Origin of the sequence: Aureimonas populi (assembly GCF_017815515.1) — a bacterium.
In the GTDB taxonomy this organism is placed as follows: Bacteria; Pseudomonadota; Alphaproteobacteria; order Rhizobiales; family Rhizobiaceae; genus Aureimonas; species Aureimonas populi.
This window is the reverse complement of the sequence record NZ_CP072611.1, coordinates 2,705,223-2,729,621: the sequence shown is the minus strand read 5'-3', so window position 1 is coordinate 2,729,621 and position 24,399 is coordinate 2,705,223. Positions and strand designations below refer to the sequence as shown.

At 65.2% G+C, this 24,399-nt stretch carries 22 protein-coding genes; 4 read left to right on the top strand and 18 right to left on the bottom strand.

Going from position 1 to position 24,399, the window contains the following annotated elements; translation table 11 throughout:
- Window positions 1-115 precede the first annotated feature (115 nt).
- Window positions 116-1,015 carry a nucleoside triphosphate pyrophosphohydrolase gene (gene mazG, locus J7654_RS12855; protein ID WP_209736300.1) on the top strand — a complete coding sequence of 300 codons (900 nt, stop codon included), beginning with the start codon at window positions 116-118 and terminating at the stop codon, window positions 1,013-1,015.
- Here mazG and hflX read toward each other — a convergent pair.
- From hflX to J7654_RS12820, 7 genes are all read right to left on the bottom strand, one after another.
- Window positions 1,012-2,388: a GTPase HflX gene (gene hflX / locus J7654_RS12850; RefSeq protein WP_377946425.1), complete on the bottom strand. Its 1,377-nt coding sequence runs from the start codon at window positions 2,386-2,388 to the stop codon at window positions 1,012-1,014. The genes mazG and hflX overlap by 4 nt on opposite strands.
- Window positions 2,389-2,637: an RNA chaperone Hfq gene (hfq, locus tag J7654_RS12845; protein WP_209736299.1), complete on the bottom strand. Its 249-nt coding sequence runs from the start codon at window positions 2,635-2,637 to the stop codon at window positions 2,389-2,391. It lies immediately after the preceding gene.
- Between the two features lie 148 nt (window positions 2,638-2,785).
- Window positions 2,786-4,162, bottom strand: coding sequence for a Trk system potassium transporter TrkA (gene trkA / locus J7654_RS12840; RefSeq protein ID WP_209736298.1), 1,377 nt, complete (start codon window positions 4,160-4,162; stop codon window positions 2,786-2,788).
- Between the two features lie 22 nt (window positions 4,163-4,184).
- Window positions 4,185-5,546, bottom strand: a complete 1,362-nt coding sequence (gene ntrX, locus J7654_RS12835; RefSeq protein WP_209736297.1) for a nitrogen assimilation response regulator NtrX — start codon at window positions 5,544-5,546, stop codon at window positions 4,185-4,187.
- A complete protein-coding gene (locus tag J7654_RS12830) occupies window positions 5,546-7,771 on the bottom strand; it encodes a sensor histidine kinase NtrY-like (protein WP_209736296.1) in 2,226 nt (741 codons plus the stop codon). The genes ntrX and J7654_RS12830 overlap by 1 nt, the downstream gene beginning before the upstream one ends.
- 72 nt (window positions 7,772-7,843) lie before the next feature.
- Complete coding sequence (gene ntrC, locus J7654_RS12825) at window positions 7,844-9,289, bottom strand: nitrogen regulation protein NR(I) (RefSeq protein ID WP_209736295.1); 1,446 nt, start codon at window positions 9,287-9,289, stop codon at window positions 7,844-7,846.
- Window positions 9,289-10,431, bottom strand: coding sequence for a two-component system sensor histidine kinase NtrB (locus J7654_RS12820; protein ID WP_209736294.1), 1,143 nt, complete (start codon window positions 10,429-10,431; stop codon window positions 9,289-9,291). Before J7654_RS12820 ends, ntrC begins: the two co-directional genes overlap by 1 nt.
- 203 nt (window positions 10,432-10,634) lie before the next feature.
- On the opposite strand from J7654_RS12820, the gene J7654_RS12815 reads away from it, so the two are divergent.
- Complete coding sequence (locus J7654_RS12815) at window positions 10,635-11,864, top strand: IS110 family RNA-guided transposase (RefSeq protein WP_245195490.1); 1,230 nt, start codon at window positions 10,635-10,637, stop codon at window positions 11,862-11,864.
- Window positions 11,865-11,872: 8 nt separating this feature from the next.
- On the opposite strand, the gene dusB is transcribed toward J7654_RS12815, so the two are convergent.
- The gene (dusB, locus tag J7654_RS12810) at window positions 11,873-12,934 is read right to left on the bottom strand and encodes a tRNA dihydrouridine synthase DusB (RefSeq protein ID WP_209740522.1); all 1,062 of its coding nucleotides are present in this window, start codon (window positions 12,932-12,934) and stop codon (window positions 11,873-11,875) included.
- Between the two features lie 23 nt (window positions 12,935-12,957).
- Between dusB and J7654_RS12805 the strand changes: the two genes are divergently transcribed.
- Complete coding sequence (locus tag J7654_RS12805) at window positions 12,958-14,301, top strand: bifunctional 2-C-methyl-D-erythritol 4-phosphate cytidylyltransferase/2-C-methyl-D-erythritol 2,4-cyclodiphosphate synthase (RefSeq protein ID WP_377946577.1); 1,344 nt, start codon at window positions 12,958-12,960, stop codon at window positions 14,299-14,301.
- Complete coding sequence (locus J7654_RS12800; protein ID WP_209736292.1) at window positions 14,298-14,795, top strand: CinA family protein; 498 nt, start codon at window positions 14,298-14,300, stop codon at window positions 14,793-14,795. Before J7654_RS12805 ends, J7654_RS12800 begins: the two co-directional genes overlap by 4 nt.
- On the opposite strand, the gene J7654_RS12795 is transcribed toward J7654_RS12800, so the two are convergent.
- The 10 genes from J7654_RS12795 to eno form a co-directional block, all read right to left on the bottom strand.
- A complete protein-coding gene (locus tag J7654_RS12795; protein ID WP_209736291.1) occupies window positions 14,792-15,256 on the bottom strand; it encodes a type II toxin-antitoxin system RatA family toxin in 465 nt (154 codons plus the stop codon). The two genes, J7654_RS12800 and J7654_RS12795, sit on opposite strands and share 4 nt — an antisense overlap.
- 7 nt (window positions 15,257-15,263) lie before the next feature.
- A complete protein-coding gene (gene lipA / locus J7654_RS12790) occupies window positions 15,264-16,235 on the bottom strand; it encodes a lipoyl synthase (protein ID WP_209736290.1) in 972 nt (323 codons plus the stop codon).
- Window positions 16,236-16,277: 42 nt separating this feature from the next.
- A complete protein-coding gene (locus J7654_RS12785; RefSeq protein WP_209736289.1) occupies window positions 16,278-16,538 on the bottom strand; it encodes a GlsB/YeaQ/YmgE family stress response membrane protein in 261 nt (86 codons plus the stop codon).
- A gap of 95 nt (window positions 16,539-16,633) precedes the next feature.
- Complete coding sequence (lpdA, locus tag J7654_RS12780; protein WP_209736288.1) at window positions 16,634-18,085, bottom strand: dihydrolipoyl dehydrogenase; 1,452 nt, start codon at window positions 18,083-18,085, stop codon at window positions 16,634-16,636.
- Between the two features lie 41 nt (window positions 18,086-18,126).
- Complete coding sequence (locus J7654_RS12775) at window positions 18,127-19,497, bottom strand: pyruvate dehydrogenase complex dihydrolipoamide acetyltransferase (RefSeq protein WP_209736287.1); 1,371 nt, start codon at window positions 19,495-19,497, stop codon at window positions 18,127-18,129.
- 15 nt (window positions 19,498-19,512) lie between these two features.
- Entirely contained in the window at window positions 19,513-19,995 is a 483-nt protein-coding gene (locus tag J7654_RS12770) for an SRPBCC family protein (RefSeq protein WP_209736286.1), read from the bottom strand.
- A gap of 8 nt (window positions 19,996-20,003) precedes the next feature.
- Entirely contained in the window at window positions 20,004-21,434 is a 1,431-nt protein-coding gene (locus J7654_RS12765) for a pyruvate dehydrogenase complex E1 component subunit beta (protein WP_209736285.1), read from the bottom strand.
- 10 nt (window positions 21,435-21,444) lie between these two features.
- The gene (pdhA, locus tag J7654_RS12760; protein WP_209736284.1) at window positions 21,445-22,536 is read right to left on the bottom strand and encodes a pyruvate dehydrogenase (acetyl-transferring) E1 component subunit alpha; all 1,092 of its coding nucleotides are present in this window, start codon (window positions 22,534-22,536) and stop codon (window positions 21,445-21,447) included.
- Window positions 22,537-22,681: 145 nt separating this feature from the next.
- On the bottom strand, window positions 22,682-22,996 hold the full coding sequence (locus tag J7654_RS12755; RefSeq protein ID WP_209736283.1) for an FtsB family cell division protein: 315 nt from the start codon (window positions 22,994-22,996) through the stop codon (window positions 22,682-22,684).
- Window positions 22,997-23,095: 99 nt separating this feature from the next.
- Window positions 23,096-24,373, bottom strand: coding sequence for a phosphopyruvate hydratase (eno, locus tag J7654_RS12750; protein ID WP_209736282.1), 1,278 nt, complete (start codon window positions 24,371-24,373; stop codon window positions 23,096-23,098).
- Window positions 24,374-24,399 lie beyond the last annotated feature (26 nt).

Below are 24,399 nucleotides of genomic sequence, written 5' to 3'. Positions count from 1 at the left end.
CCTGCCCGGGCTTTTCCAATCAGGCTTGTCCTCGCTCCCACTCGCCGCGATGGGACGTTGACGGCGTCGGTTGAGCACGCCACAAGCGGCCGTTCCGAACGGTCGAGGTGTTCCGATGCAGCCTTCGCGAGATGTCACACGGCTTGTCGAGATCATGCGCGCGCTGCGCGATCCGCAGGCCGGCTGTCCTTGGGATGTCGAGCAGGATTTCGATTCGATCGTGCCCTTCACCATCGAGGAGACCTATGAGGTCGTCGATGCGATCGAGCGGCGCGATCCGGACGATCTGCGGGAGGAACTGGGAGACCTGCTGTTGCAGGTCGTCTACTTCGCGCAGCTTGCGGCCGAAGCGGAGCTGTTCGATTTCTCGGACGTGGTGGAAACCGTCACGACGAAGATGATCCGACGCCATCCGCACGTCTTCGGAGATGCGCAGGCACGCAATGCGGATGCCGCGCAAATCCACTGGGCACGGATCAAGGCCGAGGAAAAGGCGGCGCGTGCTTCGTTGCACGCCGAGCGCGCCACGAGAAACGCATCCGGGATGGGGAACCCGGAATGGCCCGGCAGCCCGGAGCCGGATGGCAAGCTCGCGCTCCTCGATGCCGTGGCCGGTTCATTTCCAGCCCTCATGCTGGCGCAGAAAATCCAGGCGAAGGCGGCCAGTGTCGGCTTCGACTGGACGGAGCCGGCGCCCATCCTCGACAAATTGCGGGAGGAGGCCGACGAACTGGCCGTCGCGCTCGTGCAGGAGGATCGCGATGCCCAGGAGGACGAACTCGGCGACATCCTGTTTTGCGCGGTCAATCTCGGCCGCCGGCTGGATATCGAACCGGAAAAGGCACTTCGGCGCACCGTGATGAAGTTCCGCGAGCGCTTCGGCAAGGTCGAGCGCGCCCTTATCACCCAGGGCAGAAGCCTTTCCGAGGCCAGCCTTCCCGAAATGGAAGCACTCTGGCAGGCGGCGAAGCGCGACGAGGGCACGACGCAGACCGTCGCGCCCGGCTCGGCTTAAAGGATCGAGACGTCCGGGTAGCGCTTACCCAGCCGGCGCAGGTCGTTGCGCGCCTGCCGGGTGAGGTCGACCACGAGCTGGACGGCGCCGTCCTCCATGTCCGTTCGCTCGCGCACCGCCGCGTTCTCGTAAAGCCAGGGAAGCAGCGTCAGATTGTGCGCGGGCACCTCAAGCCGTGCTTCGCTCGCATGCCCGGCGATCCGCTCCTCGATCTCGGCCAGCAAGGGCCCGATCCCCTGTCCGGTCAGGGCTGAAACGACATGGACGCTCTGGCCGCCGGCCCGCGCCTCGGAGGCTGGCAGCAAGCGTTCCCGCCCGGCGTCATCCAGAAGATCGACCTTGTTCCAAACCTCGATCACGTGATCGGCGTCCGATGCGTCGATCCCGAGGTCGCTCAGAATCTTGCGAACATCGGCCGCCTGCCCCGGCGCATCGGGATTGGCCATGTCGCGCACGTGAAGCACCAGATCGGCTTCGATCACCTCTTCCAGGGTGGCACGGAAGGCGGCGACAAGGTGGGTCGGCAGATCGGAAACGAAACCCACCGTATCGGAGAAGATGACCTCGGTGCCCCTGGCGAGCGTCACGCGCCGCAGCGTCGGGTCGAGCGTGGCGAACAGCAGGTCCTGCGCCAGAACATCGGCGCCGGTCACCGCGTTGAACAGCGTGGATTTTCCCGCATTCGTATAGCCGACAAGGGCGATGACGGGATGGGGCGCCTTCTTCCGCTTGGCGCGGTGGAGGGTTCGCGTCCGGCGAACAGCGTCCAGTTCCTTCTCGAGCCGCTTGATCTTGTCTTGCAGTTGGCGGCGGTCGGCCTCGATCTGCGTTTCGCCCGGCCCCCCCAGGAACCCGCCGCCGCCGCGCTGGCGCTCGAGGTGGGTCCAGGAACGAACGAGCCGGCCCCGCTGGTAATTGAGATGGGCGAGCTCGACCTGAAGGCGCCCTTCCTTGGTCCGGGCGCGCCGACCGAAAATCTCGAGGATGAGGCCCGTCCGGTCTATGACCTTCGTGTCGAGCTCCTTCTCAAGATTTCTCTGCTGCACGGGCGTCAGCGGGTGGTCGATGATGACGAGGCCGAGTTCCTCGGTCGCCACCAGCTCCTTCAGTTCCTCGACCTTGCCGCTGCCGATGAGCGTGGCCGGCCGTGCCTTCGAAACGGGTATGGTGGCCGTCGCCACGATGTGAAGGTCGATGGCGGCGGCAAGGCCCGTTGCTTCGGCCAGGCGCTCGTCGGCCTCCCGCCGAATGGTCTCGACACCGTCCTCTTCCGGGGCCGGCTGGCGCAGCAGGGGCACGAAGACCCCTGCCCGCGTCGCCACGCTCCGGTGCTCGATCGGGCCCTTGGGTCCGCTGTTCCTGGCTTCGGTCAATCAGGCCTTCTCGCTCTCGTCGCCCCCTTCATACAGCTGCACGGGCTGCGAGGGCATGATCGTGGATATGGCGTGCTTATAGACCAGTTGCGAGTGCCCGTCGCGCCTCAGAAGCACGCAAAAATTATCGAAGGACGTGACGATGCCCGTGAGCTTCACGCCGTTCACGAGAAAGATGGTCAGGGAAATCTTCTGCTTGCGAACCGTGTTGAGGAAAAGGTCCTGCAGGTTCTGCGCTCGTTCGGCCATCAGCCAAGTTCCTATCCATATTGTTCTTGGATCGCGGCATGCGCGATCGGGACGCATTTGCAGGCTTCACCCCGCACCGTAGACGGGCAGCCATCCGATGCGAGCCGTTCCGTTTCAACTCACATCGGCGAGATTGTCATATTCCAACTCAAAAGAACTCGAGGCTGACGCGAAACATCTGCTCGACCTTCCTGATGGCGCCGGCGGCCGCAAAGATCACTACGCGGTCCTGCGCGCGGATGCGCGTTTCTCCTACCGGCCGGATGAACCGCCCCTCCCGGCAGATGCCGCCGATGCGCAGACCGTCCGGCAGAGCCAGGTCCTTCAGCGCCTGCCCGACCAGAGGCGAGGTTTCCAGCGCCTCGGCCTCGATGATCTCCGCAAGGCCGTTCTGAACGGAATGCACCGCACGTATGCGCCCGCGACGCACATGCTGCAAGACACGCGAGATCGTTACCTGCCGCGGATTCACATAGGCGTCGATGCCCAGCGTGTGCGTGAGCGCCTGGAAGGTCGGGTCGGTGACGAGCGCGAGCGACGAGCGGCAGCCGAGCTGCTTGGCCATGACGCTCGACAGGAGGTTGACCTGGTCGTCGTTGGTCACGGCCACCATGAGGTCGGCATCGTCCGCGTCGGCCTCGTTCAGAATGGCATGGTCCAGCGCGCTGCCATTGAGCACGATGGTCTGGCGCAGGCGTTCCGAAATCTCCATCGCCCGCTCGCGCCCTGCCTCGATCACCCGCAGGCGGGTGGACATCTCGCGCTTTTCCATCTGCCGGGCGACGTAATAGCCGATGCTGCCTCCACCCGCGATGACGATCCGCCCCGCCTTCGGCTCCTTGTGGCCGAAGATTTCGAGGACGCGGCCGATCTCCCGCCCGTCCGCAACCACATAGGCGAGATCGCCCGGCTGGAGAGCGGTTTCGCTATCGGGAATCAGGAGGCGCTCGCCCCGGACGATGCCGACGGTGGTGGCGCCGAGATCGGCATGGCGCGTGCTCAGATCGCGCAGCGAAACGCCCAGGAGGGGCGAGTCCGGCTGGCACTCTATGCCTACCATGACGATCGCGTCGCCCGCGAAATGCACCACGTCCACCGCGCCGGGCATCGCGATCCTGCGCAGAATGACCTCGCCCACCTCCACCTCGGGCGAGATGATGACGTCGATGGGAACCGCATCATCGGTGAAAAGGTCCTGCACATGGGAGCGAAGGTAGGATTGAGAACGGATGCGGCCGATCTTGGTGGGAACCTCGAAGATCGTGTGGGCGACCTGGCAGGCCACCATGTTGACCTCGTCATGCAGGGTGACAGCGATGAGCATGTCCGCCTCGTTGGCCCCCGCCTCGGCCAGCACCTCGGGATGGGCGCCATGGCCGACGATCGCCCGCGCGTCTATCGTTTCTCGCACCCGCTCGATGAGAGCGGGCGCGGTATCGATCACCGAAAGGTCGTGGCCCTCCGCAGCGAGCCGCTGCGCGATGCCGTAGCCGACCTGGCCGGCGCCACAGATGACGATCCGCATGGGATTTCCTCTGCCGCCGACCTCAGATGCCGAGTGACTTCAACTTGCGATGAAGGGCCGAACGCTCCATGCCGACAAACTCGGCCGTGCGCGAGATATTGCCACCGAAGCGGTTGATCTGCGCCACGAGATACTCCTTCTCGAAGACCTCGCGCGCATCGCGCAGCGGCAGCGCCATGATGCGCCCGTCCGACTGGCTGGGTGTTCTGGGCAGCATGTCGGAGACCTCGTTGGGCAGCATGTCGGCCGAGATCGCCGCGCCGTCGTCCTGCCGCGACAGGATCATCAGGCGCTCGATATTGTTGCGTAGCTGCCGGATGTTGCCGGGCCAGTCGCTGGACTGGAGCACCGCCATGGCCTCCGGGCTGATCTCCTTCGGCCGGATGCCCGTCTGCTCGGCGATCTGCTTCATGAACGCCTCGATGAGAAGCGGAATGTCGGCGCGGCGCTCCGCCAGTGGCGGCACCGCGATCGGGACGACCGACAGGCGATGATACAAATCCTCCCGGAAGGAGCCTTCCGCGATCAGCGACTCCAGGTTCTGCGCGGTGGAAGAGATGATGCGCACGTCCACCTTCACCCGCTTGGTGCCGCCCACGCGCTCGAAGGTCTGCTCGGTAAGCACGCGCAGAATCTTGTTCTGCGTCTCCCGGGGCATGTCGCCGACCTCGTCGAGATAGAGCACGCCGCCATGCGCTTCCTCGAACGCGCCCACCTTGCGCTCGACGCCGGGTGGCGTTTCCGTGCCGAACAGCTCCGTCTCCATCCGCTCCGGGGTGATCGCAGCAGCGTTCAGCGCGACGAAGGGCCCCTTGGCGCGCGCGGAAGCCGCGTGGATCGCCCGGGCCACCATCTCCTTGCCCGAGCCGGACGGGCCCAGGATCATGATTCGGCTGTTCGTCGGCGCAACGCGCTCGATGGCGGTTCGCAACTGGTTCATCGGCTGCGAACGGCCGATCAGCTCGGCGAAATCGGACGAGCGCCGGCGCAACTCGGAGACCTCGCGCTTCAGCTTCGAGGTTTCCAGCGCACGCTCGGCGATGAGCACGAGACGGTCGGCCTTGAAGGGCTTCTCGATATAGTCGTAGGCGCCGCGCCTGATGGCGGAGACCGCCGTCTCGATATTGCCGTGGCCCGAGATCATTACGACGGGCACTTCCGGGTGCTGCGACTTGATCGCGTCCAGTAGGTCCAGCCCGTCGAGCCGGCTGCCCTGCAACCAGATGTCAAGGAAGATCAGCCGGGGCACACGGTCGGCGATCGCGGCGAGGGCCGCGTCGGAATTGGCCGCGATACGCGTCTCGTGCCCTTCGTCTTCCAGAAGGCCCGCGACCAGCTCGCGAATATCGGCTTCGTCATCGACGATAAGGATGTCCGATGCCATCAGTGCTCACCCAGTTTTTTTGTGTTGTTCGTGACGGATGAATCCAACCGTTCGGACTCCGTTGCCGGGAGCCTGATGCGCACAAGCGCGCCCTGCCCGTCCCTGGCGTCCCCAAGCTCGATGGTCCCGCCGTGTTCCTCGACGATCTTGCGAACGATGGCGAGGCCGAGCCCCGTCCCCTTCTCGCGCGTCGTCATATAGGGCTCCAGAAGCCGTTCGCGATCCTCCTGCGGAAAACCACGCCCATTGTCGGCGATCTCGACGATATGGAAGCCCGGCTCATGGGAGACCGTGATCGAAATGCTCCCGCCGCCGCCCTCGTGAACGCTCTCCACCGATTCCACCGCGTTCTTCACCACATTCCCGAAGGCCTGGGAAAGAAGCCGGATATCATAGGAGCCGTGCAGCGGCTGCGATCCGAAGTCGCTGGAGAAGGCGATTCCGTGGTCGCCCATCTCGCGCATGAAGACGGCCTCCTGCAGCGCCTCGCGCAGGTCGCGCTCTTCCATGGCAGGCTTGGGCATACGGGCGAAAGTGGAGAATTCATCCACCATGCGGCCGATATCGGACACTTGCCGGACGATGGTATCGACGCAGCGGTCGAAGACCTCTCGGTCGTCCTCGACCTTCTTGCCGTAGCGGCGGCGGATTCGCTCGGCGGAAAGCTGGATCGGCGTCAGCGGGTTCTTGATCTCGTGGGCGATGCGCCGCGCGACGTCCGCCCAGGCGGAGGAGCGCTGCGCCTCGACGAGATCGGTGATGTCGTCCAGCGTGACCACGCTCGAATGGGCGCCATCAGCCGTGCCTTCGGAGGTCACGCGAATGTCGAGCACGCGGTCGCGCTGCTTGATCTGCTCCTGATACTCGGCCTTTCGCGAGCAACCGGCGGCCTGGTGGATCGAGGCGATCTGCGGATAGAGCGCGCCCAGCGGGCGACCCACCGCGTCCTCGGAGCGAATGGAGAGGATGCGCTCGGCCGAAGGATTCATCATCGAGATCGTGCCGTCGCCCTTCACGCCGATGACCCCGGCCGTCACGCCCGAGAGAACGGCTTCGGTGAAGCGACGCCGCTCGTCGATCACGTCCTTGGCGTTGATCAACTCACTACGCTGGCTGCGCAGTTGGAGGATCATGTTGTTGAAGGTGTTGGACAGGGAGCCCACATCGCCATCGGAGGCGCGCACCGGAACGGAGACGGCGAGATTGCCGCCGCTGACCTCGTCGGCCGCGCCGATCAGGAGGCGGATCGGGCGCACGAGACGATCGGCGACGCCGATGCCCGTCCAGATCGCCGAGAGGAGCACGATCAGCGTGATCCCGATATAGAGTAGCGCGAAGGCCACCTGAAGGCCGAACCTGTTGGCCTCCAGCGCAGAATATTCCGCAGTCCGCTCCTCCATCAGCCGCATCGCGGCGATGACCTCGGGGTCGACCGCGCGGACTGTGTAGAGGAAGACGTCGCCGAACTGGTTGAGGCGCGCGACCGCGCCCACCAGATTGGTCACGCCCGGCGGAATGAAGACGAGATTGCCTTCGCGCGCCTGCACCAGCGCATCCTCCGGCGGCACCGGCAGGGGGCGCTCCACCGGCACGTCCGCGCGCAGGAAGGGCGTTCCATCGTCGCGCAGCAACTGGGCTCCGAGCAGCGAGCGCCCCCTCGCCTGCTCGGTCATGAGCTGCTGGAAGCCGGTGCGGTCGAGGTCGTAGAGCCGGCGCTGGGCGCTCAGATCGTAGGCCATGGACAGGGTCGAACCCTGCAGATTGCGCGCATTCTCGTTCACATAGGCGCGCGCCACGCTGATGGAGGAATCGACGATGGCCCGCGTGCGCATCTCGAACCAGCGGTCGAGGCCGAGATCGAGCGTGATGCCTGCGACGATCGCCACGAGCAGCGCGGGAAGCGCCGCGACGATGGAGAAGAGCACGACGATGCGCACGTGAAGGCGGGAAGCCGCGCGGCCCTGGCTGCGCGCGCGCACCATGCGGGCCACCTCGCGCCAGATCATGGCGCACAGTAGCAGCACGAAGCCGCCATTCACCACGGTCGCGACCGTGACCACGGTGTCCGTTGGCGCGATGGCCGTGAGGCCCATCAGGACGACGAAGGAGATGGCGCCCGTCACCAAAGCGCCGACGACCACAAGCACGCCCGGAATGAGCATGAAGCGGCGCCGCTCCTTCAGGAACGGCACATCTCCCTCCGCCTGTATCTGCTGTGCCGTCATGAGCCGCCGTCCACGAGAATCAGTGGCACGATTGCTACATAATGAGGCGGATTTGCAACGAGATCGGAAAAATTACCTCACGGAGCGCACGACCATCACATCGAGATCGCGGATTTTCTTGCGCAGCGTGTTGCGGTTCACACCCAGGAGGTCGGCCGCCTTCACCTGGTTTCCGCGTGTCGCGGCCAATGCTGCAGCGATCAGCGGGTACTCCACCTCTCGCAGGACACGGCCGTGGAGACCCGGCGGTGGCAGATCGTTGCCGAAGGAGGTGAAATAGTCGGCCAGATACCGCTCGACGGAGGCGGAGAGATCGACCGGCTTTCCGTTGCCCTGCTCCTCGGCACCGGGGCGGATGAAGTCCGCCGCGATCTCGTGCTCCACGATGGCGGCGGAAATCTCCTCCTGCGGGTAGAGCGCAGACAGGCGGCGGATCAGGTTCTCCAGCTCGCGCACATTGCCCGGCCAGCCATAGCGCCGCATCACGTCCAGCGCGCCCTGGCTCAGGGTCTTTCGCGGCAGGCCTTCCTTCTCCACCATGGCGAAGAAATGTCGGGACAGATCGGGAATGTCCTCGATGCGCTCGCGCAAGGGCGGCAGGCGCAGCGGAACGACATTCAGGCGGTAGAACAGATCCTCGCGGAACAGCCCCCGCTGGATGAGCTGGCGCAAATCCTTGTTGGTGGCCGCGACGATCCGCACATCCGTGGCGATCGCGGTCCGGCCGCCGACCACGGTGTACTCGCCCTGCTGAAGAACACGCAGGAGACGCGTCTGCGCCTCCATCGGCATGTCGCCGATCTCGTCCAGGAAGAGCGTGCCGCCTTCGGCCTGCTCGAAACGGCCGCTGGTGCGGGCCTGCGCGCCGGTGAAAGCGCCCTTCTCGTGCCCGAACAATTCCGATTCGATCAGGTCTCGCGGAATCGCCGCCATATTGATCGCGACGAACGGGCCCTTCCGGCGACGGCCGTAATCGTGGAGCGCACGGGCGACGAGTTCCTTGCCGGTGCCGGACTCGCCGGTGATCAGCACGGTCAGGTCCGTCTGCATCATGCGGGCCAGAGCGCGATAGATGTCCTGCATGGCGGGCGAGCGTCCCACCAGCGGCATGGAATCGGCGTCGTCGCCCCCTTCCGCACGCGCCGCGGCCTTCGGCTCCGACAGGGCCCGGCGAACGATCGACACCAGTTCCCCGAGATCGAATGGCTTGGGCACATAGTCGTAGGCGCCGCGTTCGGAGGCCTTCACCGCTGTCATGAAGGTGTTCTGCGCGCTCATCACCACGACGGGCAGATCCGGCCGCGTGTTCTTGAAGCGCGGCAGCATGTCGAAGACGTTGCCGTCCGGCATCAGGACGTCGGTGATGACGAGGTCGCCATCGCCGGCCGAGATCCAGCGCCAGAGCGTGGCGATGTTGGAGGTGACGCGCACCTCGTAGCCCGATCGCAGAAGCGCTTGCGAAAGCACGGTGCGGATCGCGGCGTCGTCGTCCGCAACTAGAATCTGAGCGGATGCCATCAGTCGGCCCTCCCCTTATCGCCGCTGTCCTGCGTCATCATTCCCAGATCGTCGTTCCACGCCGGCATCAGGACACGGAAGCTCGTATGCCCGGGCTGCGAATCACATTCGATGACCCCGCCATGGTCGCCCACGATCTTGGCGACGAGGGCAAGGCCAAGGCCCGAGCCGCTCGGCTTCGTGGTGACGAACGGGTCGAAGATGTTTTCCCTGATATCGTCCGGTATGCCCGCCCCGTTGTCTTCCACCGTGAATTCGAGCGGAAGGCTGATGCGGGACTTCGAGCCGGGCACCGACAGGCGAACGCCTGGACGGAACGCCGTCGAAAGGCGGATTTCAGGCGCATCGAGATCGGCGACGGCCTCGCTGGCATTCTTGATCAGGTTCAGGAACACCTGAACGAGTTGATCGCGATTGGCGTAGACCGGCGGGAGCGAGGGATCGTAGGTTTCCAGAATGCGCACGTCGCGGGCAAAGCCGCTGCGCGACAGCGTCTTCACATGCTCCAGCACGGAGTGGATGTTGACCGCCGAGCGCTCCACCGGCCGCTGGTCGGAGAAGACCTCCATGCGATCGACCAGCTTCACGATCCGGTCGCTCTCTTCCTGGATCAGGCGCGTCAGGATGCGGTCCTCGTCGCTCGCCGCACTCTCCAGAAGCTGCGCCGCGCCCTTGATGCCCGATAGCGGATTGCGGATCTCGTGCGCCAGCATGGCCGCCAGCCCCGTCACGGAACGGGCTGCCGAGCGGTGGGTCAACTGCCGGTCCATCTTCTCGGCGATGGAGCGAAGCTGGATCATCAGAACGACGTGGCCGGGCTGGTCGGGCATTCCCGACACGTAGAGATCGACGACGCGCTCCGCGCCGAGGCGCGGCGAGGAAAGGTCCACCCGGTACTCCGCGATGCGTGAGCGATCCTTGCGCACCTGCTCCATCAGCGAGAACAACGGGCTGTCGGCGGGCACGAAGTCGCTCAGCCGGCGGCGCGCCAGATAGGCGGCGCCCGCCCCGAAGAACTGCTCGGCATCTGAGTTCGCGAAATCGAAGTGCCCCTCGCCGTTGATGACGACGACCGGATGAGGCAGCGCGTTCAGGACACCATAATGATCGAGCTTGGCGGAAGACGTGGATACGGCGTTCATGCGGCCCTACCAATGAAGTGCATTTCGACATCTGCCTTTTCGGCGCGGTTCTTATGACCGAAGATGTCGGAAGGCAGGGGACCGGGTATGGCTATCATGCTGGCCGCCCTCGATGGCTCGGGAGGCAGAACCGCCCGGTCTCCACACCTGACCCGACCGCTGATTAGGCTCTGCGATTGATCGCTGTGTAGGGCGAGGACGGCGTGGGAAGGTTGCCGCTCAAAGGAGGACGCATCAGGGAGGAAAGCATGCACCTTTACGTCGGTATCGACGCCGCCAAGGACATCCATTGGGCCTGCGCTATCAGCTCGGACGCAAAGGCCATCTTCAGCCATGCTGTCAGGAACGACCCGGAAGGCATCGAGGCGTTGATCAGCGAACTGTCCGCGCCGGATGCCGCAAGCGTCACGGTCGCGCTCGACCTGCTCGGCGGCTGCGCCACTCTGCTCTGTGCAATGCTGGCCGAAGCGGGCTTCCGGGTTGTTCACACGCCCGGCCTTGCGGTCAACCGAGCCCGGCAGGGAACACGCGGCGGCGAGAACAAGTCCGATCCCCGTGACGCCGCGACCATCGCCGATCTGGCGCGAACCCGCATGGACCTGCGGCCGGTGGAGGTCGAAACCGAGATCAACGTCGACATCCGTCTGCTCGTCGGCCGACGTCGCGAGGTCGTCGTCGATCAGACCAGACGTCTCGCGCGTTTGCGCGACCTTACTTCCTCGCTCTTTCCGGCGCTGGAGCGGCGCATCGACGTGAGGACCAAGGCCGGCCTCGTCTTCCTGAGCCTGTTCGCCGCTCCGCACGAGCTGCGCGACGCCAAGCCCGAACGCCTCGCACGCCAGCTCACGAAAGCCTATCCGCGCATGCGGGGCGCTGACGCCATGGCCGAAGAGGCCGTCACCCTGGCCAAGGCGCAGGCCATCGACGTGCCCGGCGCCCAAACCCGCGCCAGACTGGTCAAGGACCTCGCCACCGAGGCGCTGGCCGCCCGTGCGCAGCGCGACCGCATCGATGCCGATCTTGAGCTCCTTCTCGATTGCCACCCTGATGCGGCCCTCATCCGCAGCCTGCCGGGGATGGGGGCCGTGCTCACGGCAGACTTCATCGCCTGCGTCGGCTCGGCCACCCGATTCCGTTCCGCCGATGCACTCGCAGCCGCCGCCGGGCTCACTCCCGTCCTGCGCCAGTCCGGGAAATCCAGAACCGTCCGACGATCCACCGGAGGCGACAAAACCCTCAAACGCGTCTTCTTCCAGTCCGCTTTCAACGCTCTCGCAGACCCGGAAAGCCGCGCCTTCTACGACCGAAAGAGAACCGAGGGAAAACGCCACAACCAAGCCGTCATCGCCCTCGCACGGCGGCGCGTAAATGTCGTCTGGGCCATCCTCCAAACAAGGACGCCGTTCAGCCCAAACTTCAAGAATGCAGCTTGACGAAACCATTAGGCTGCCTCTCGCCATTGGGCGCGTGGGTTGAATTCGACATCGGCCGGCGTCACGCCGCCGAAGATCACGCGAAGGGCTGCCACCACGCGAGCGGGATCGCTCTCGCGCAGGAGCTCGGCACGCGCCGACGCGCATTCGGGGCCGAAGGCCGCTGCGAGCCTGTCGAGATACCAGCCCAGGTGCTTGCGGGCATGGCGAAAGCCAGCCTGCGCCCCGTAGTGAGACAGCATGGATTCGTAGTGCTCGACCACGATGTCCGCGAGTTGCACCTGCTCCAGATCGCTTCTCGAGACGGCGCCCGCCACGAGGCCGGGGAACCAAGGGCGCCCGCAGGCGCCGCGCCCGATCATCACCGCGTCGCAGCCGCTGGCGGCGCGCATCGGCGCCTCCTGATCGGCCCGAACGAGATCGCCATTGGCGACGACGGGAATCGAAACGGCCCGGCTGATCCCGGAGATCGCCGCCCAGTCCGCCTGCCCCCCGTAGAACTGGTCGCGCGTGCGTCCGTGAACCGTGACCATCCGAGCGCCGACCCGTTCGGCGCCCCGCGCGATCTCCGAGGCGTTCAACGAGTCGCGATCCCAGCCGAGCCGCATCTTCACCGTCACCGGGACGGCTCGCGCGCCGGCGACAGCCGCCTCCACGATCCGAAGCGCCAGTTCCGGTTCGCGCATCAGGGCCGAGCCCGACATACCGCCCACGACCTTCTTCGCGGGGCATCCGAAATTGATGTCGATAAGGTCGGCGCCTTCGCCCGCCAGCCGCGCCGCGGCCTCCCCCATCGTGCGCGCATCACGCCCGGCGAGTTGCACGGCATGAAGCCCGGCCCCGTCGCTCATGGCGCGCTGCAGGCTATCGGAGCTGCCTTTCAGAAGCTCCCCGCTCGCAACCATCTCGGAAAAGACGAGGCCCGCCCCGAATCGGCGTGCCAGGCGACGAAACGGAACGTCGGAGATGCCGGACAAAGGAGCCAGGAAGACGCTGGATGACAGGCGTATGGGTCCGACAGCCAACTGGCTCGGCGGAACCGCCTTGGCCTCAACTGATACGATCTTCATCATCGGCTGGACCTTATCGCGGCATGCTCAAAAGACAATCATCATCCGCATTTAAAGGCAGTACGGAATGCATAACAGCGATGCAAGGACGCATAGCTGGCAGAACAGAGCGCACGCTTGCCCTTCAGGGCGGACTCGTGGTCGATGGCGCGAACTTACCATCGCGAGGCGCCATGACGACAACCGACACCGCGCTCATTCTAGTCGCAGGCGGCCGAGGAGAGCGTGCTGGCGATCCGGCCAGCGGGCCGAAGCAATATCGCCTGCTCGCCGGAAAGGCGGTCATCTGGCACTCCTTGCGCGCCGTTCTCTCCATGCCGGAGATCGCGACGGTCGTCGTGGTCATCCATCCCGAGGACAAAGCGCTGTTCCAGGCCGCCTGCGGCGAGTTCGAGGGACAGGTGCGGCTCGCCCTTGGGGAGTCCACTCGACAGGGCTCGGTGCTCGCCGGATTGCGGGCCCTGCGCGAGAATCCTCCTTCCGTCGTGCTCATACACGATGCGGTCCGCCCCTTCGCTGGTCCCAGTCTCATCCGCAGGGTCGCGACCTCCGTTGGGCAGGACACCGCTTCCTTGCCCGCCATTCCCGTGGCGGACACGCTCAAGCGCGCGGCGGCCGACGGAACGGTGGGCGAAACGGTTTCCCGAGCCGGCCTTTATGCCGCACAGACCCCGCAGGGCTTTCCCTTCGGCCCGATCCTCGCAGCTCATGAAGCGGCCTTCTCGGCCGGGCGCTTCGATTTCACAGACGACGCAGCGCTCGCCGAATGGGCTGGCCTCACCGTGCGCCTTGTGGAAGGCTCCCCGGACAATGTGAAGCTCACGCTGGCGGCCGATATCGCGGCCGCCAATCTACGCTTGAGAAAGGCCTCCGCAATGCTCGATCCACGCACCGGAAACGGCTACGACGTGCATCGCCTCGTTCCGGGAGACCATGTCACGCTCTGCGGCGTGCGTATCGAACACGACCAGAGGCTGGATGGCCACTCGGATGCCGATGTGGGGCTTCACGCCCTCACCGACGCCCTGCTCGCCACCTGTGGAGCCGGAGATATAGGCGATCATTTTCCGCCCTCGGACCCGCAATGGCGCGGCGCCTCCTCCGACCGATTCGTGCACCATGCCGCGCGCCTCGTCGGCGAGCATGGCGGACGCATCGCCAATGCCGATATCACTCTCATCTGCGAAGCCCCGAAGATCGCTGGGCACCGCCTGGCGATGCGAGAGGCCATCGCACGGATGCTGGGCATCTCGCTCGATCGCGTCTCGGTCAAGGCCACGACCAACGAGACGATCGGCTTCGTGGGACGGCGCGAGGGAATCGCGGCGATCGCGACGGCGACGGTCCTTTACGGGATGGATGCATGAGCGGGTTCGATGACGCGCTGTTGAAGCGCGCCGCCCTGCTGATCGAACGCGCAGGCGCACGCGGCACCCGGATCGCCACGGCGGAATCCTGCACCGGCGGCCTCGTCGCCGCCCTGCTCACCGAAATTCCCGGATCATCGAAAGTCGTCGACCGGGGCTTCGTGACCTATTCCAACGCGGCCAAGGCAGAGCTTCTCGACATCGATCCCGCATTGATCGAAACGGAAGGCGCCGTTTCGAAACTGGTCGCGCAGGCGATGGCGAAGGGCGCTCTGGCTGCGTCCCGCGCGCAGCTTTCCGTCTCCGTCACCGGCGTCGCGGGCCCCGGCGGGGGAACGGAGCGCAAGCCGGTCGGTCTCGTTCATTTCGCGGGCGCCGTGGACGGCCACGTCCACCATGTGGAGAAGCGCTTCGGCGATCTCGGCCGCGCTGGCATCCGGAACGCCAGTGTGGAGACCGCCCTCGGCATCCTGGAACAGCTTCTCGAGCGCTAAGGAGCCGAGGGTGCGCCTTCACCGTAGATGATCCGGGCGCGCTCCTCGAACGCGGCCGCGAAGCGGCGGAACGCGTAGTCGAACATGGAGCCCATGAGAAGGCCGAGCGTACGGCTGCGGAACTCGTAATCGATGTAGAAATTCACCGCGCAGCCCTCGGGGGCCGGCTCGAAACGCCACAGATTGTCGAGATAGCGAAAGGGACCGTCGATGTACTTGGTCTCGATTTCCTTCTCCGCCGGCTTCAGGAGCACCTGCGAGGTGAAGGTCTCCCGCACCATCTTGTAGGCGACCGTCATGTCGGCGACGAGCAGCGTCTTCTCGCCCCGCTCGCGCCGGGACCGGACCTCCAGCGCCTTGCAGAGTGGCAGGAAATCCGGATACCGCTCGACATCGGCGACGAGATCGAACATCTCCTGCGGCGCATGCGGAACGATGCGGGTGTTCTGGAAGGTCGGCATGGGGCGATTACGCCGCCCTCTGCCGGGACAGGCGCGCCGCCTTCAACTTCTCGAAATCGTCTCCCGCATGGTGCGAGGAGCGGGTGAGCGGGCTCGAGGCGACGACGAGGAAGCCCTTGGTATAGGCGACCGTTTCGTAGGACTTGAACTCCTCCGGCGTCACATAGCGCTTCACCGGGTGGTGCTTCTTCGTCGGCTGGAGATACTGGCCGATGGTGATGAAATCGACATCGGCCGTGCGCAGATCGTCCATGAGCTGCAGCACCTCGTTCCGCTCCTCGCCGAGGCCCACCATGATGCCCGACTTGGTGAAGATCGTCGGGTCGAGTTCCTTGACGCGCTGGAGCAGGCGGATCGAATGGAAATAGCGCGCGCCGGGCCGCACCGTCAGGTAGTTCGACGGCACGGTCTCCAGATTGTGGTTGAACACATCCGGCTTGGCCGCCACCACCACTTCGAGCGCGCCCGGCTTGCGCAGGAAGTCGGGCGTCAGAATTTCGATGGTCGTGCCGGGCGCGGATGCGCGAATGGCGCGGATGGTGCGGGCGAAATGCTCGGCCCCCCCATCGGCAAGGTCGTCCCGGTCCACCGAGGTGATCACGACATGGTTCAGCCCCATGGAGGCGACGGCACGGCCAACGCTGGCCGGCTCCCCCTCGTCCAGCGCATTGGGCATTCCGGTGGCGACATTGCAGAACGCGCAGGCGCGCGTGCAGATGCCCCCCATGATCATGAAGGTCGCGTGCTTCTTTTCCCAGCACCCCCCGATATTGGGGCAGCCGGCCTCCTCGCACACCGTGACGAGCTTGTTGGATTTGACGATTTCGCGCGTTTCGAAATAGCCGGGCGAAACCGGCGCCTTCACCCGGATCCAGTCGGGCTTGGGGAGGCTCTCCGTATCAGGACGATGAGCCTTTTCGGGGTGGCGCGGCCGGGGCTTTGCCCCGGCCGCGCCACGGTTATCGAGCAACGTGACCATCGGACCTCAACTAAGCTTGGTCCAAGGGCGATGCAATCGCCGTCAGACCCTCCGGCCGCGGAAAGCGCGGAAGATAGCGATGAGAATGCAGGCGCCTATGAAGCCGACGATCAGATACGACAACGAGAAGCTTGCCCCCGCCTGCCAGTCCGTCAACCCGAGGATTGCCAGTAGGAAGTTGAGGAAGACCGCCCCGACGATGCCGAGAATGATATTCATGAAAAGCCCCATGTCGCTCTTCATGAACTGCTCCGCCAGCCATCCGGCGATGCCTCCCACGATGATTGCTGCCAGCCAACCCATATACGCCTCCGTTTGAGAACTGCTCGTCAAACAAGATAGCGCATTGCGAAGAAGGGCAAGTAGGGCCCGGCCGCGTGAGCGGCCTGGCGGCGACTTTACATGTGAATTGCGCGTCCATACGCATCCAGCACGCTCTCATGCATCATTTCCGAAAGCGTGGGATGCGGGAAGACCGAGTGGATCAGTTCCTCCTCCGTCGTCTCCAGCCCCATGGCGATGACGAAGCCCTGGATCAACTCGGTGACTTCCGCTCCCACCATGTGGGCGCCAAGCAGTTCGCCCGTCCTGGCATCGAAGATCGTTTTCACAAGCCCTTCCGGCTCGCCCAGCGCGATGGCCTTGCCGTTGGCCTGGAACTTGAACCGGCCCACCTTGATCTCGCGCCCGCTTTCCTTGGCCTTCGCTTCCGTCAGGCCGACGCTGGCCACCTGCGGCTGGCAATAGGTACAGCCGGGAATCTGCGTCTTCTTCATCGGGTGCGTCTCAAGACCCTTGATCGCCTCGACGCAGATCGTGCCCTCGTGCTCGGCCTTGTGGGCAAGCATCGGCGCGCCCGCGACATCGCCGATGGCGTAGATGCCCTCCACATTGGTTCGGCCGGCGCCGTCCACCGCGATGATACCGCGCTCCACCTTCACGCCCACGCCCTCGAGGTTCAGCCCCTCGGTGTTGCCCTGTACGCCGACCGCCGAGATCAGCCGCTCGGCCTTCAGCACTTCGGACTTTCCGCCGATTTCGACGGTCACTTCCACGCCGTCGCCGAGCTTGACCACCTTCGCCACCTTGGCGTCCGTCAGGATCTTCATGCCCTGCTTCTCGAACTGCTTTCGCGCCACCGCGGCGATTTCCGCGTCCTCGACGGGCAGGACCTGCGGCAGAAGCTCCACCACCGTCACCTCCGCGCCCATCGTGCGGTAGAAGGACGCGAATTCGATGCCGATGGCGCCCGATCCCATCACGATCAGCGAGCGAGGCATGGCCTTGGGCTTCATCGCCTCGAAATAGGTCCAGATGCGCTCACCGTCCGGCTCGATGCCGGGCAGGACGCGCGGACGCGCGCCGGTGGCGACGATGACATGACGGGCCTTGTAGGTGCCGTGCCCCAGAACGCCTTTCGGAACCGGGTTCTGCGGCTCGACGACAGGCTTCTTCGAGGCGCCCACCTCGACCTCGACCGGGCCGTCTTTGCCGGCCTTGGCGATTTTGGCCTCGCCCCAGATCACATCGACCTTGTTCTTCTTGAGCAGGAAGCCGACGCCGCCGTTCAGTTGCGCGGAGACACCGCGCGAGCGCTTGACCACGGCGCCGATGTCGAAGCCCGGCTTTTCGATCGTCAGCCCGTAGCTCTCGCCATGCTCGGCATAATGGAAGATTTCCGCCGAACGCAGCAGGGCCTTGGTGGGGATGCAGCCCCAGTTCAGGCAGATGCCGCCGAGGTGCTCGCGCTCCACCACCGCCGTCTTGAAGCCGAGCTGGGCAGCGCGAATGGCTGCCACATAGCCGCCGGGCCCGCCGCCGATGACGAGGATGTCGTAGGTGTCAGCCATGAGAGGCGCCTTTCAAGCTGCTTGGGTTCCGGCTCGCTGAATCAGACAAGCATTCCCATCGGGTTCTCGATGAGCTGCTTGAAAGCCGACAGGAGCTCGGCGCCCAGCGCACCGTCCACGGCGCGGTGGTCGGTGGAGAGCGTCACCGACATGACCGTCGCCACCTTGACTTCCCCCCCCTTCACGACCGCCCGCTGCTCGCCTGCCCCCACGGCCAGGATGGTCGCGTGAGGCGGGTTGATGACGGCCGCGAAGTTCTTGATGCCGAACATGCCGAGGTTGGAGACCGCCGTGGTGCCGCCCTGGTACTCTTCCGGCTTCAGCTTGCGTGCCCGCGCGCGCCGAGCCAGATCCTTCATCTCGTTGGAGATGGTCGAGAGCGTCTTCTCATCCGCCCGCCGCACGATCGGCGTGATGAGGCCGCCTTCGATGGATACCGCGACCCCGACATCGGCGTGCTTGTGTCGCAGGATCGCCGTTTCCGTCCAGGATGCGTTCGCGTCCGGCACGGCCTTCAGCGCCATGGCCATGGCCTTGATGACGAGGTCGTTGACTGAAAGCTTGTAGGCCGGCTTCTCGCCCGCCTCCACCTTCACCGTCGGCGCGGCATCGTTCAACTGCTTGCGCAAGGCAAGCAGCGCGTCGAGCTCGCAGTCCAGCGACAGGTAGAAGTGCGGGACGGTCTGCTTGGATTCGACCAGGCGCTTGGCGATGGTCTTGCGCATGCCGTCGTGCAGAATCTCCTCGTAGGACCCTTCCGGGAACAGCTTGCGGATCTGGTCGTCGCTCGGGCCCTTGGCCGGCGCGACGGCGGGAGCCGGAGCATCGGCCTTCGGCGCAGGAGCGGCATCAGGCTTCTGCACAGCGCCGCCCTTTGCAGCCGCTTCCACGTCCGCCTTCACGATTCGGCCGTTCGGGCCGCTGCCCTTCACGGCCGACAGGTCGACGCCCTGATCCTTGGCGATCCGGCGCGCCAGCGGCGAGGCGAAGACGCGCTCCCCCTTGGCGGACTCCCCGGCTTCGGCCTTGCCCCCTCCGCCCTCGGCCTTCGCAGCCGTTTCCGGCGCGCGGCTTTCCGGCTTTCCGGGCGCCTTCCCGGCTGCCGCAGCATCGTCCACCTTCGGCTGCGACGGCTCGGAGCCACCGGAGGCGGCGGCAGACAAGTCCTCACCCTCCCCGGCAAGGACCGCGATCACCGCGTTGACCTTCACGCCCTCCGTTCCCGCCGGCACGAGGATCTTCGCGACGGTTCCTTCATCGACCGCCTCGACTTCCATCGTGGCCTTGTCGGTCTCGATCTCGGCGATGATGTCGCCCGAGGAAACCTTGTCGCCTTCCTTCACCAGCCATTTGGCGAGGTTTCCCTCCTCCATGGTCGGCGAAAGCGCGGGCATCGTGACATTGATCGGCATGGCGCGAACGTCTCCTCAGTCGCCCTTCCGCCGGCCTTCGAGGCTCTCGGCGTGGGTCGCCCAATTTGCCAGATGGTTCGACCATCCGCTTTCATGATTCTGCATCAAGGCCTGCCGCTCGCGCTCGGGCGCGCTCTGCCAGCCCTGGTGCTCGACAGTGACGAGCGATCCCGCCCCGGCCGGCTCGATCCAGATCGAGACCACCGTATCGAAGGACCAGTCCTCATCCGCCCAGACCATCACCAACCCCCTGGGCGGATGAAAGGCCGTGACCTGTGCGCGGGTCAGCCGCCCGCGCCCTTCCGGATCGGTCCAGGGCTCCCGGAACGCGCCGCCCTCACGAGCGTCGAATTCCAGGTTCTCGCGCCGCCAGACCTTCAAGCAGGCCGGGTCGGTCAGGCACGTCCACAGGTCGGTGGGGGATGCATCGACGTGGCGGTCGATGCGCACGGCCAGCGCCGCCGCTTCGCCGTCTTGCCCCTGCGCCAGTCCCGACATGGCTCGCCTCAATCCCGGTAGCAGACCGCCTTCACCGCATCGATGACTTCCTTGACGGAAGGCAGTGCCAGCTTTTCCAGATTGGCAGCGTAGGGCATGGGCACATCCTTGCCCGCCACGCGCAGCACCGGCGCATCGAGATAGTCGAAAGCGCGGGTCATCAACTGGGCCGAGATTTCGGCCCCGACCGAGCTTTGCGGATAACCTTCCTCGACCGTCACGCAGCGGTTCGTCTTCTTCACCGAACGGACGATGGCATCGACATCCATCGGGCGGATCGTGCGCAGGTCCAGCACCTCGGCGTCGATCCCTTCCTTGGCCAGTTCCTCGGCCGCGGCGACCGCATAGGTCATGCCGATGCCGAAGGAGACGATAGTCACGTCCGTGCCCTTGCGATGGATGCGGGCCTTGCCGATCGGCACAGTCCAGTCATCGAGCTTGGGCACTTCGAAGGAGTGGCCGTAGAGAATCTCGTTTTCGAGGAAAATGACCGGGTTGGGGTCGCGGATGGCGGACCGCAGCAGGCCCTTGGCGTCCGCGGCCGTGTAGGGCTGCACCACCTTGAGCCCCGGTATGTGGCTGTACCAGGCCGCATAATCCTGACTGTGCTGCGCGCCCACGCGGGCGGCCGCGCCGTTGGGGCCACGGAAGACGATGGGGCAGCCCATCTGACCGCCGGCCATGTAGAGCGTCTTGGCGGCCGAATTGATGATCTGGTCGATCGCCTGCATGGAGAAGTTGAAGGTCATGAACTCGACGATGGGACGCAGGCCCGCAAAGGCGGCGCCGACGCCGAGGCCGGCAAAGCCATGCTCGGTGATCGGCGTATCGACCACGCGGCGCGCGCCGAACTCCTCGAGCAGGCCCTGGCTGATCTTGTAGGCGCCCTGGTACTCGGCGACCTCCTCGCCCATCAGGAACACGGCCTCGTCGCGGCGCATCTCCTGCGCCATCGCATCGCGCAGCGCCTCGCGCACGGTCTGCGTCACCATCTCGGTGCCTTCCGGCACCTCGGGGGCCTCGCCGTCGGCGTCCTCCGCCTCGGGATGCGCCATGCCCTGCGCGGGCACCTTGTCGGCCTTGCGCTCGGCCGTCCGGCTCGCGCCGCTTTCGGCCTTGTCCGCCTGCGGGTCGTTCGCGGTCTCGCCCACCGGCTGGGAGGCCTTCGGCGAGGCTTCGATGTCGTCCGCGCTCTCGCCCTCGCCCACCAGGATGGCGATGGGCGTATTGACCTTCACGCCCTCAGTCCCTGCCGCAACCAGGATCTTGCCGAGCTTGCCCTCGTCGACGGCCTCGACCTCCATCGTCGCCTTGTCTGTCTCGATCTCCGCGATCACGTCGCCGGGGGCGACATCGTCACCCTCCTGCTTCACCCATTTGGAAAGCGTTCCCTCTTCCATGGTAGGAGAAAGGGCGGGCATCAGAATCTCTGTCGGCATGACGCGCTCCTTACTCGGCCGCCTGGGGAATCTCGTCGGCGTAGATGTCCGTCCACAGCTCCGAGGCATCCGGCTCCGGGTCGTTCTGAGCGAACTCGGCGGAATCGGCCACGATGTCGCGCACCTCCTTGTCGATCGCCTTCAGATCGTCCTCCGACAGACCATGCGCCTCCAGGAGCCGCTGCTTGACCTGCTCGATAGGGTCCGATTCCGAGCGCATCTTCTGCACCTCGTCGCGGGTCCGGTACTTGGCGGGGTCCGACATCGAGTGGCCGCGATAGCGATAGGTCATCATCTCCAGCAGCACCGGCCCCTTGCCCGTGCGGCAATGCTCCACGGCCATGTCGCCAGCAGCCTTCACAGCGCGCACGTCCATTCCGTCCACCTGGATGCCAGGAATCTTGAAGGAGATGCCGCGATGGGCGAAATTCGTCTCCGCGCTGGCGCGGCTGACGGAGGTACCCATGGCGTAGCGGTTGTTCTCGATGACGTAGATCACGGGCAGCTTCCACAGCGAGGCCATGTTGAAGCTCTCGTAGACCTGCCCCTGGTTGGCGGCGCCGTCGCCGAAATAAGTGACGGAGACCGAATCATTGCCGCGATAACGATTCGCGAAGGCAAGTCCGGTGCCGAGCGAAACCTGCGCCCCGACGATGCCGTGCCCGCCGTAGAAATTCTTCTCCTTGGAGAACATGTGCATCGAGCCGCCCTTGCCCTTGGAGTAGCCCGAACGGCGGCCCGTCAGCTCGGCCATCACGCCGCGCGCTTCCATGCCGGTGGCCAGCATGTGACCGTGGTCGCGATAGCCGGTGATGACCTGGTCGCCCTCCTTCAGGGCGGCCTGCATCCCCACCACCACGGCTTCCTGGCCGATATAGAGGTGGCAGAACCCGCCGATGAAGCCCATTCCGTAAAGCTGGCCGGCCTTCTCCTCGAAACGCCGGATCAGCAGCATGTCGCGATAGGCGTTGAGGTCTTCGTCCTTGGTGAAGCTGGCCGGCGCGGGCGTCTCCAGGCGTTCCAGCGTCTTCACGATCTCCGAGGTCGCGGCCTCGGCCGATCCCGGCCTGCTCTCGTCGCCCTTCTGCCTGGTCGCAGCCATCAGCGCCATCCTGTCCTTGACCCGATCCGTCGAGGGATCATCTGACGCGGAACTATACCCTGCGCCGGCAACGGACAAGTCGAGGCCAAAATTTTGACTGGCATTAGGTTCAAGATCGGTATTTAACCGTCTTGATGTTAATCTTCTATGGTTGGTCGAGAATAACGATCTCGTCTTCCGCTACCATGCTCAGCGCACGGCGGGTGCGCTCATCGAGCATGTCGCGTTCAAGCGACCCGTCCTGCAGGAACTGGACGCGCTGTTCCAAGCGCTCGCGCTGGCGCAGCAGCTTGGCGTATTCAGCCTCACGCTGATCGAGCAATTGCGCGAACTCTTCCTTGGCTTGCGTGCCGTAACGGCCGGACTGTGCCTGGATCGCGAAATAGCCGAGGAACAGAATCGAGATCGCGGGCACGATCAGCCTTCCGATCCGCGTCTGTCGTTTCTGCCTGGTCTGCATGTCGTCCGCTCCGCTGCGCGGACACATCACAGCACGGGCGGTCTTAAGCCGGGGTTAAGCATGGGGCGACGCTCGGTAGCGCCGCCCCATGCTGGAGTGTCAGGCTCCTCGCAGGATGGAGCGACCGGCATAGACGGCCTGGTCGCCCAGTTCCTCCTCGATGCGCAGGAGCTGGTTGTACTTGGCCAGGCGGTCGGAGCGCGCCAGCGAGCCGGTCTTGATCTGCCCGCAATTCGTCGCGACCGCGAGGTCGGCAATGGTCGCGTCCTCGGTCTCGCCGGAGCGGTGGGACATGACGGCGGTGTAGTTCGCGCGATGGGCGACGTTCACCGCATCCAGCGTTTCGGACAGAGTGCCGATCTGGTTGACCTTCACCAGGATCGAATTGCCGACACCCTTTGCGATTCCCTCGCGCAGGCGCTCCGAGTTCGTGACGAAGAGATCGTCGCCGACGAGCTGTACCTTCGAGCCGATCTTGCCAGTCAGCGTCTTCCAGCCGGCCCAGTCATCCTCGGCCATGCCGTCCTCGATAGAGATGATGGGGTAGTCGCGCGTCAGTTCCGCGAGATAGGCGGCAAGCTCGTCACTCATCAGCCTGCGGCCCTCGCCCGCAAGATCGTATTCACCGTCCTTGAAGAACTCGGTCGAGGCGCAGTCGAGCGCCAGATAGACGTCCTGGCCCGGCTTGTAGCCGGCCGTCTCGATGGATTTGAGAACGAAGTCCAGCGCCTCGCGGGCCGAGCCGATATTGGGCGCGAAACCGCCCTCGTCGCCCACATTGGTGTTGTGGCCGGCGTCCTTCAGGGCTTTCTTCAGCGTGTGGAAGATTTCGGCTCCCATGCGAAGCCCTTCGCGGAAGCTTTCCGCGCCGACCGGCATGATCATGAACTCCTGGAAGTCGATCGGATTGTCGGCATGGGCGCCGCCATTGATGATGTTCATCATCGGCACCGGAAGCACATGGGCCGCGGCGCCGCCGACATAGCGGTAGAGCGGCAGGCCGGCCGCCTCGGCGGCGGCCTTCGACACCGCCAGCGATACGCCGAGAATGGCGTTGGCGCCGAGGCGGCTCTTGTTCTTCGTGCCATCGAGAGAGCGCAGGACGGCGTCGATGCGAAGCTGGTTCTCCGCCTCGTAGCCGCTGATGGCCTCGAGGATTTCGGTGTTCACGGCCTGCACGGCCTGCTCGACACCCTTGCCGAGATACCGCTCGTCCTTGTCGCGCAGCTCCACAGCCTCGTGCGCGCCGGTGGAGGCGCCGGACGGAACGGCGGCACGACCCATCGAACCGTCCTCGAGGACGACGTCGACTTCGACCGTCGGGTTTCCACGGCTGTCGAGAATCTCTCGCCCAATGATGTCGATGATGGCCGTCATGCCTTTGCCTCTCCTCTGCTCGCGCC

Coding starts and splice junctions, on each gene's coding strand:
- mazG (WP_209736300.1), top strand. CDS start 116: ATGCAGCCTTCGCGAGATGTCACACGGCTTGTCGAGATCATGCGCGCG.
- hfq (WP_209736299.1), bottom strand. CDS start 2,637: ATGGCCGAACGAGCGCAGAACCTGCAGGACCTTTTCCTCAACACGGTT.
- trkA (WP_209736298.1), bottom strand. CDS start 4,162: ATGCGGATCGTCATCTGTGGCGCCGGCCAGGTCGGCTACGGCATCGCG.
- ntrX (WP_209736297.1), bottom strand. CDS start 5,546: ATGGCATCGGACATCCTTATCGTCGATGACGAAGCCGATATTCGCGAG.
- J7654_RS12830 (WP_209736296.1), bottom strand. CDS start 7,771: ATGACGGCACAGCAGATACAGGCGGAGGGAGATGTGCCGTTCCTGAAG.
- ntrC (WP_209736295.1), bottom strand. CDS start 9,289: ATGGCATCCGCTCAGATTCTAGTTGCGGACGACGACGCCGCGATCCGC.
- J7654_RS12820 (WP_209736294.1), bottom strand. CDS start 10,431: ATGAACGCCGTATCCACGTCTTCCGCCAAGCTCGATCATTATGGTGTC.
- dusB (WP_209740522.1), bottom strand. CDS start 12,934: ATGAAGATCGTATCAGTTGAGGCCAAGGCGGTTCCGCCGAGCCAGTTG.
- J7654_RS12805 (WP_377946577.1), top strand. CDS start 12,958: ATGCTCAAAAGACAATCATCATCCGCATTTAAAGGCAGTACGGAATGC.
- J7654_RS12800 (WP_209736292.1), top strand. CDS start 14,298: ATGAGCGGGTTCGATGACGCGCTGTTGAAGCGCGCCGCCCTGCTGATC.
- J7654_RS12795 (WP_209736291.1), bottom strand. CDS start 15,256: ATGCCGACCTTCCAGAACACCCGCATCGTTCCGCATGCGCCGCAGGAG.
- lipA (WP_209736290.1), bottom strand. CDS start 16,235: ATGGTCACGTTGCTCGATAACCGTGGCGCGGCCGGGGCAAAGCCCCGG.
- J7654_RS12785 (WP_209736289.1), bottom strand. CDS start 16,538: ATGGGTTGGCTGGCAGCAATCATCGTGGGAGGCATCGCCGGATGGCTG.
- lpdA (WP_209736288.1), bottom strand. CDS start 18,085: ATGGCTGACACCTACGACATCCTCGTCATCGGCGGCGGGCCCGGCGGC.
- J7654_RS12775 (WP_209736287.1), bottom strand. CDS start 19,497: ATGCCGATCAATGTCACGATGCCCGCGCTTTCGCCGACCATGGAGGAG.
- J7654_RS12770 (WP_209736286.1), bottom strand. CDS start 19,995: ATGTCGGGACTGGCGCAGGGGCAAGACGGCGAAGCGGCGGCGCTGGCC.
- J7654_RS12765 (WP_209736285.1), bottom strand. CDS start 21,434: ATGCCGACAGAGATTCTGATGCCCGCCCTTTCTCCTACCATGGAAGAG.
- pdhA (WP_209736284.1), bottom strand. CDS start 22,536: ATGGCTGCGACCAGGCAGAAGGGCGACGAGAGCAGGCCGGGATCGGCC.
- J7654_RS12755 (WP_209736283.1), bottom strand. CDS start 22,996: ATGCAGACCAGGCAGAAACGACAGACGCGGATCGGAAGGCTGATCGTG.
- eno (WP_209736282.1), bottom strand. CDS start 24,373: ATGACGGCCATCATCGACATCATTGGGCGAGAGATTCTCGACAGCCGT.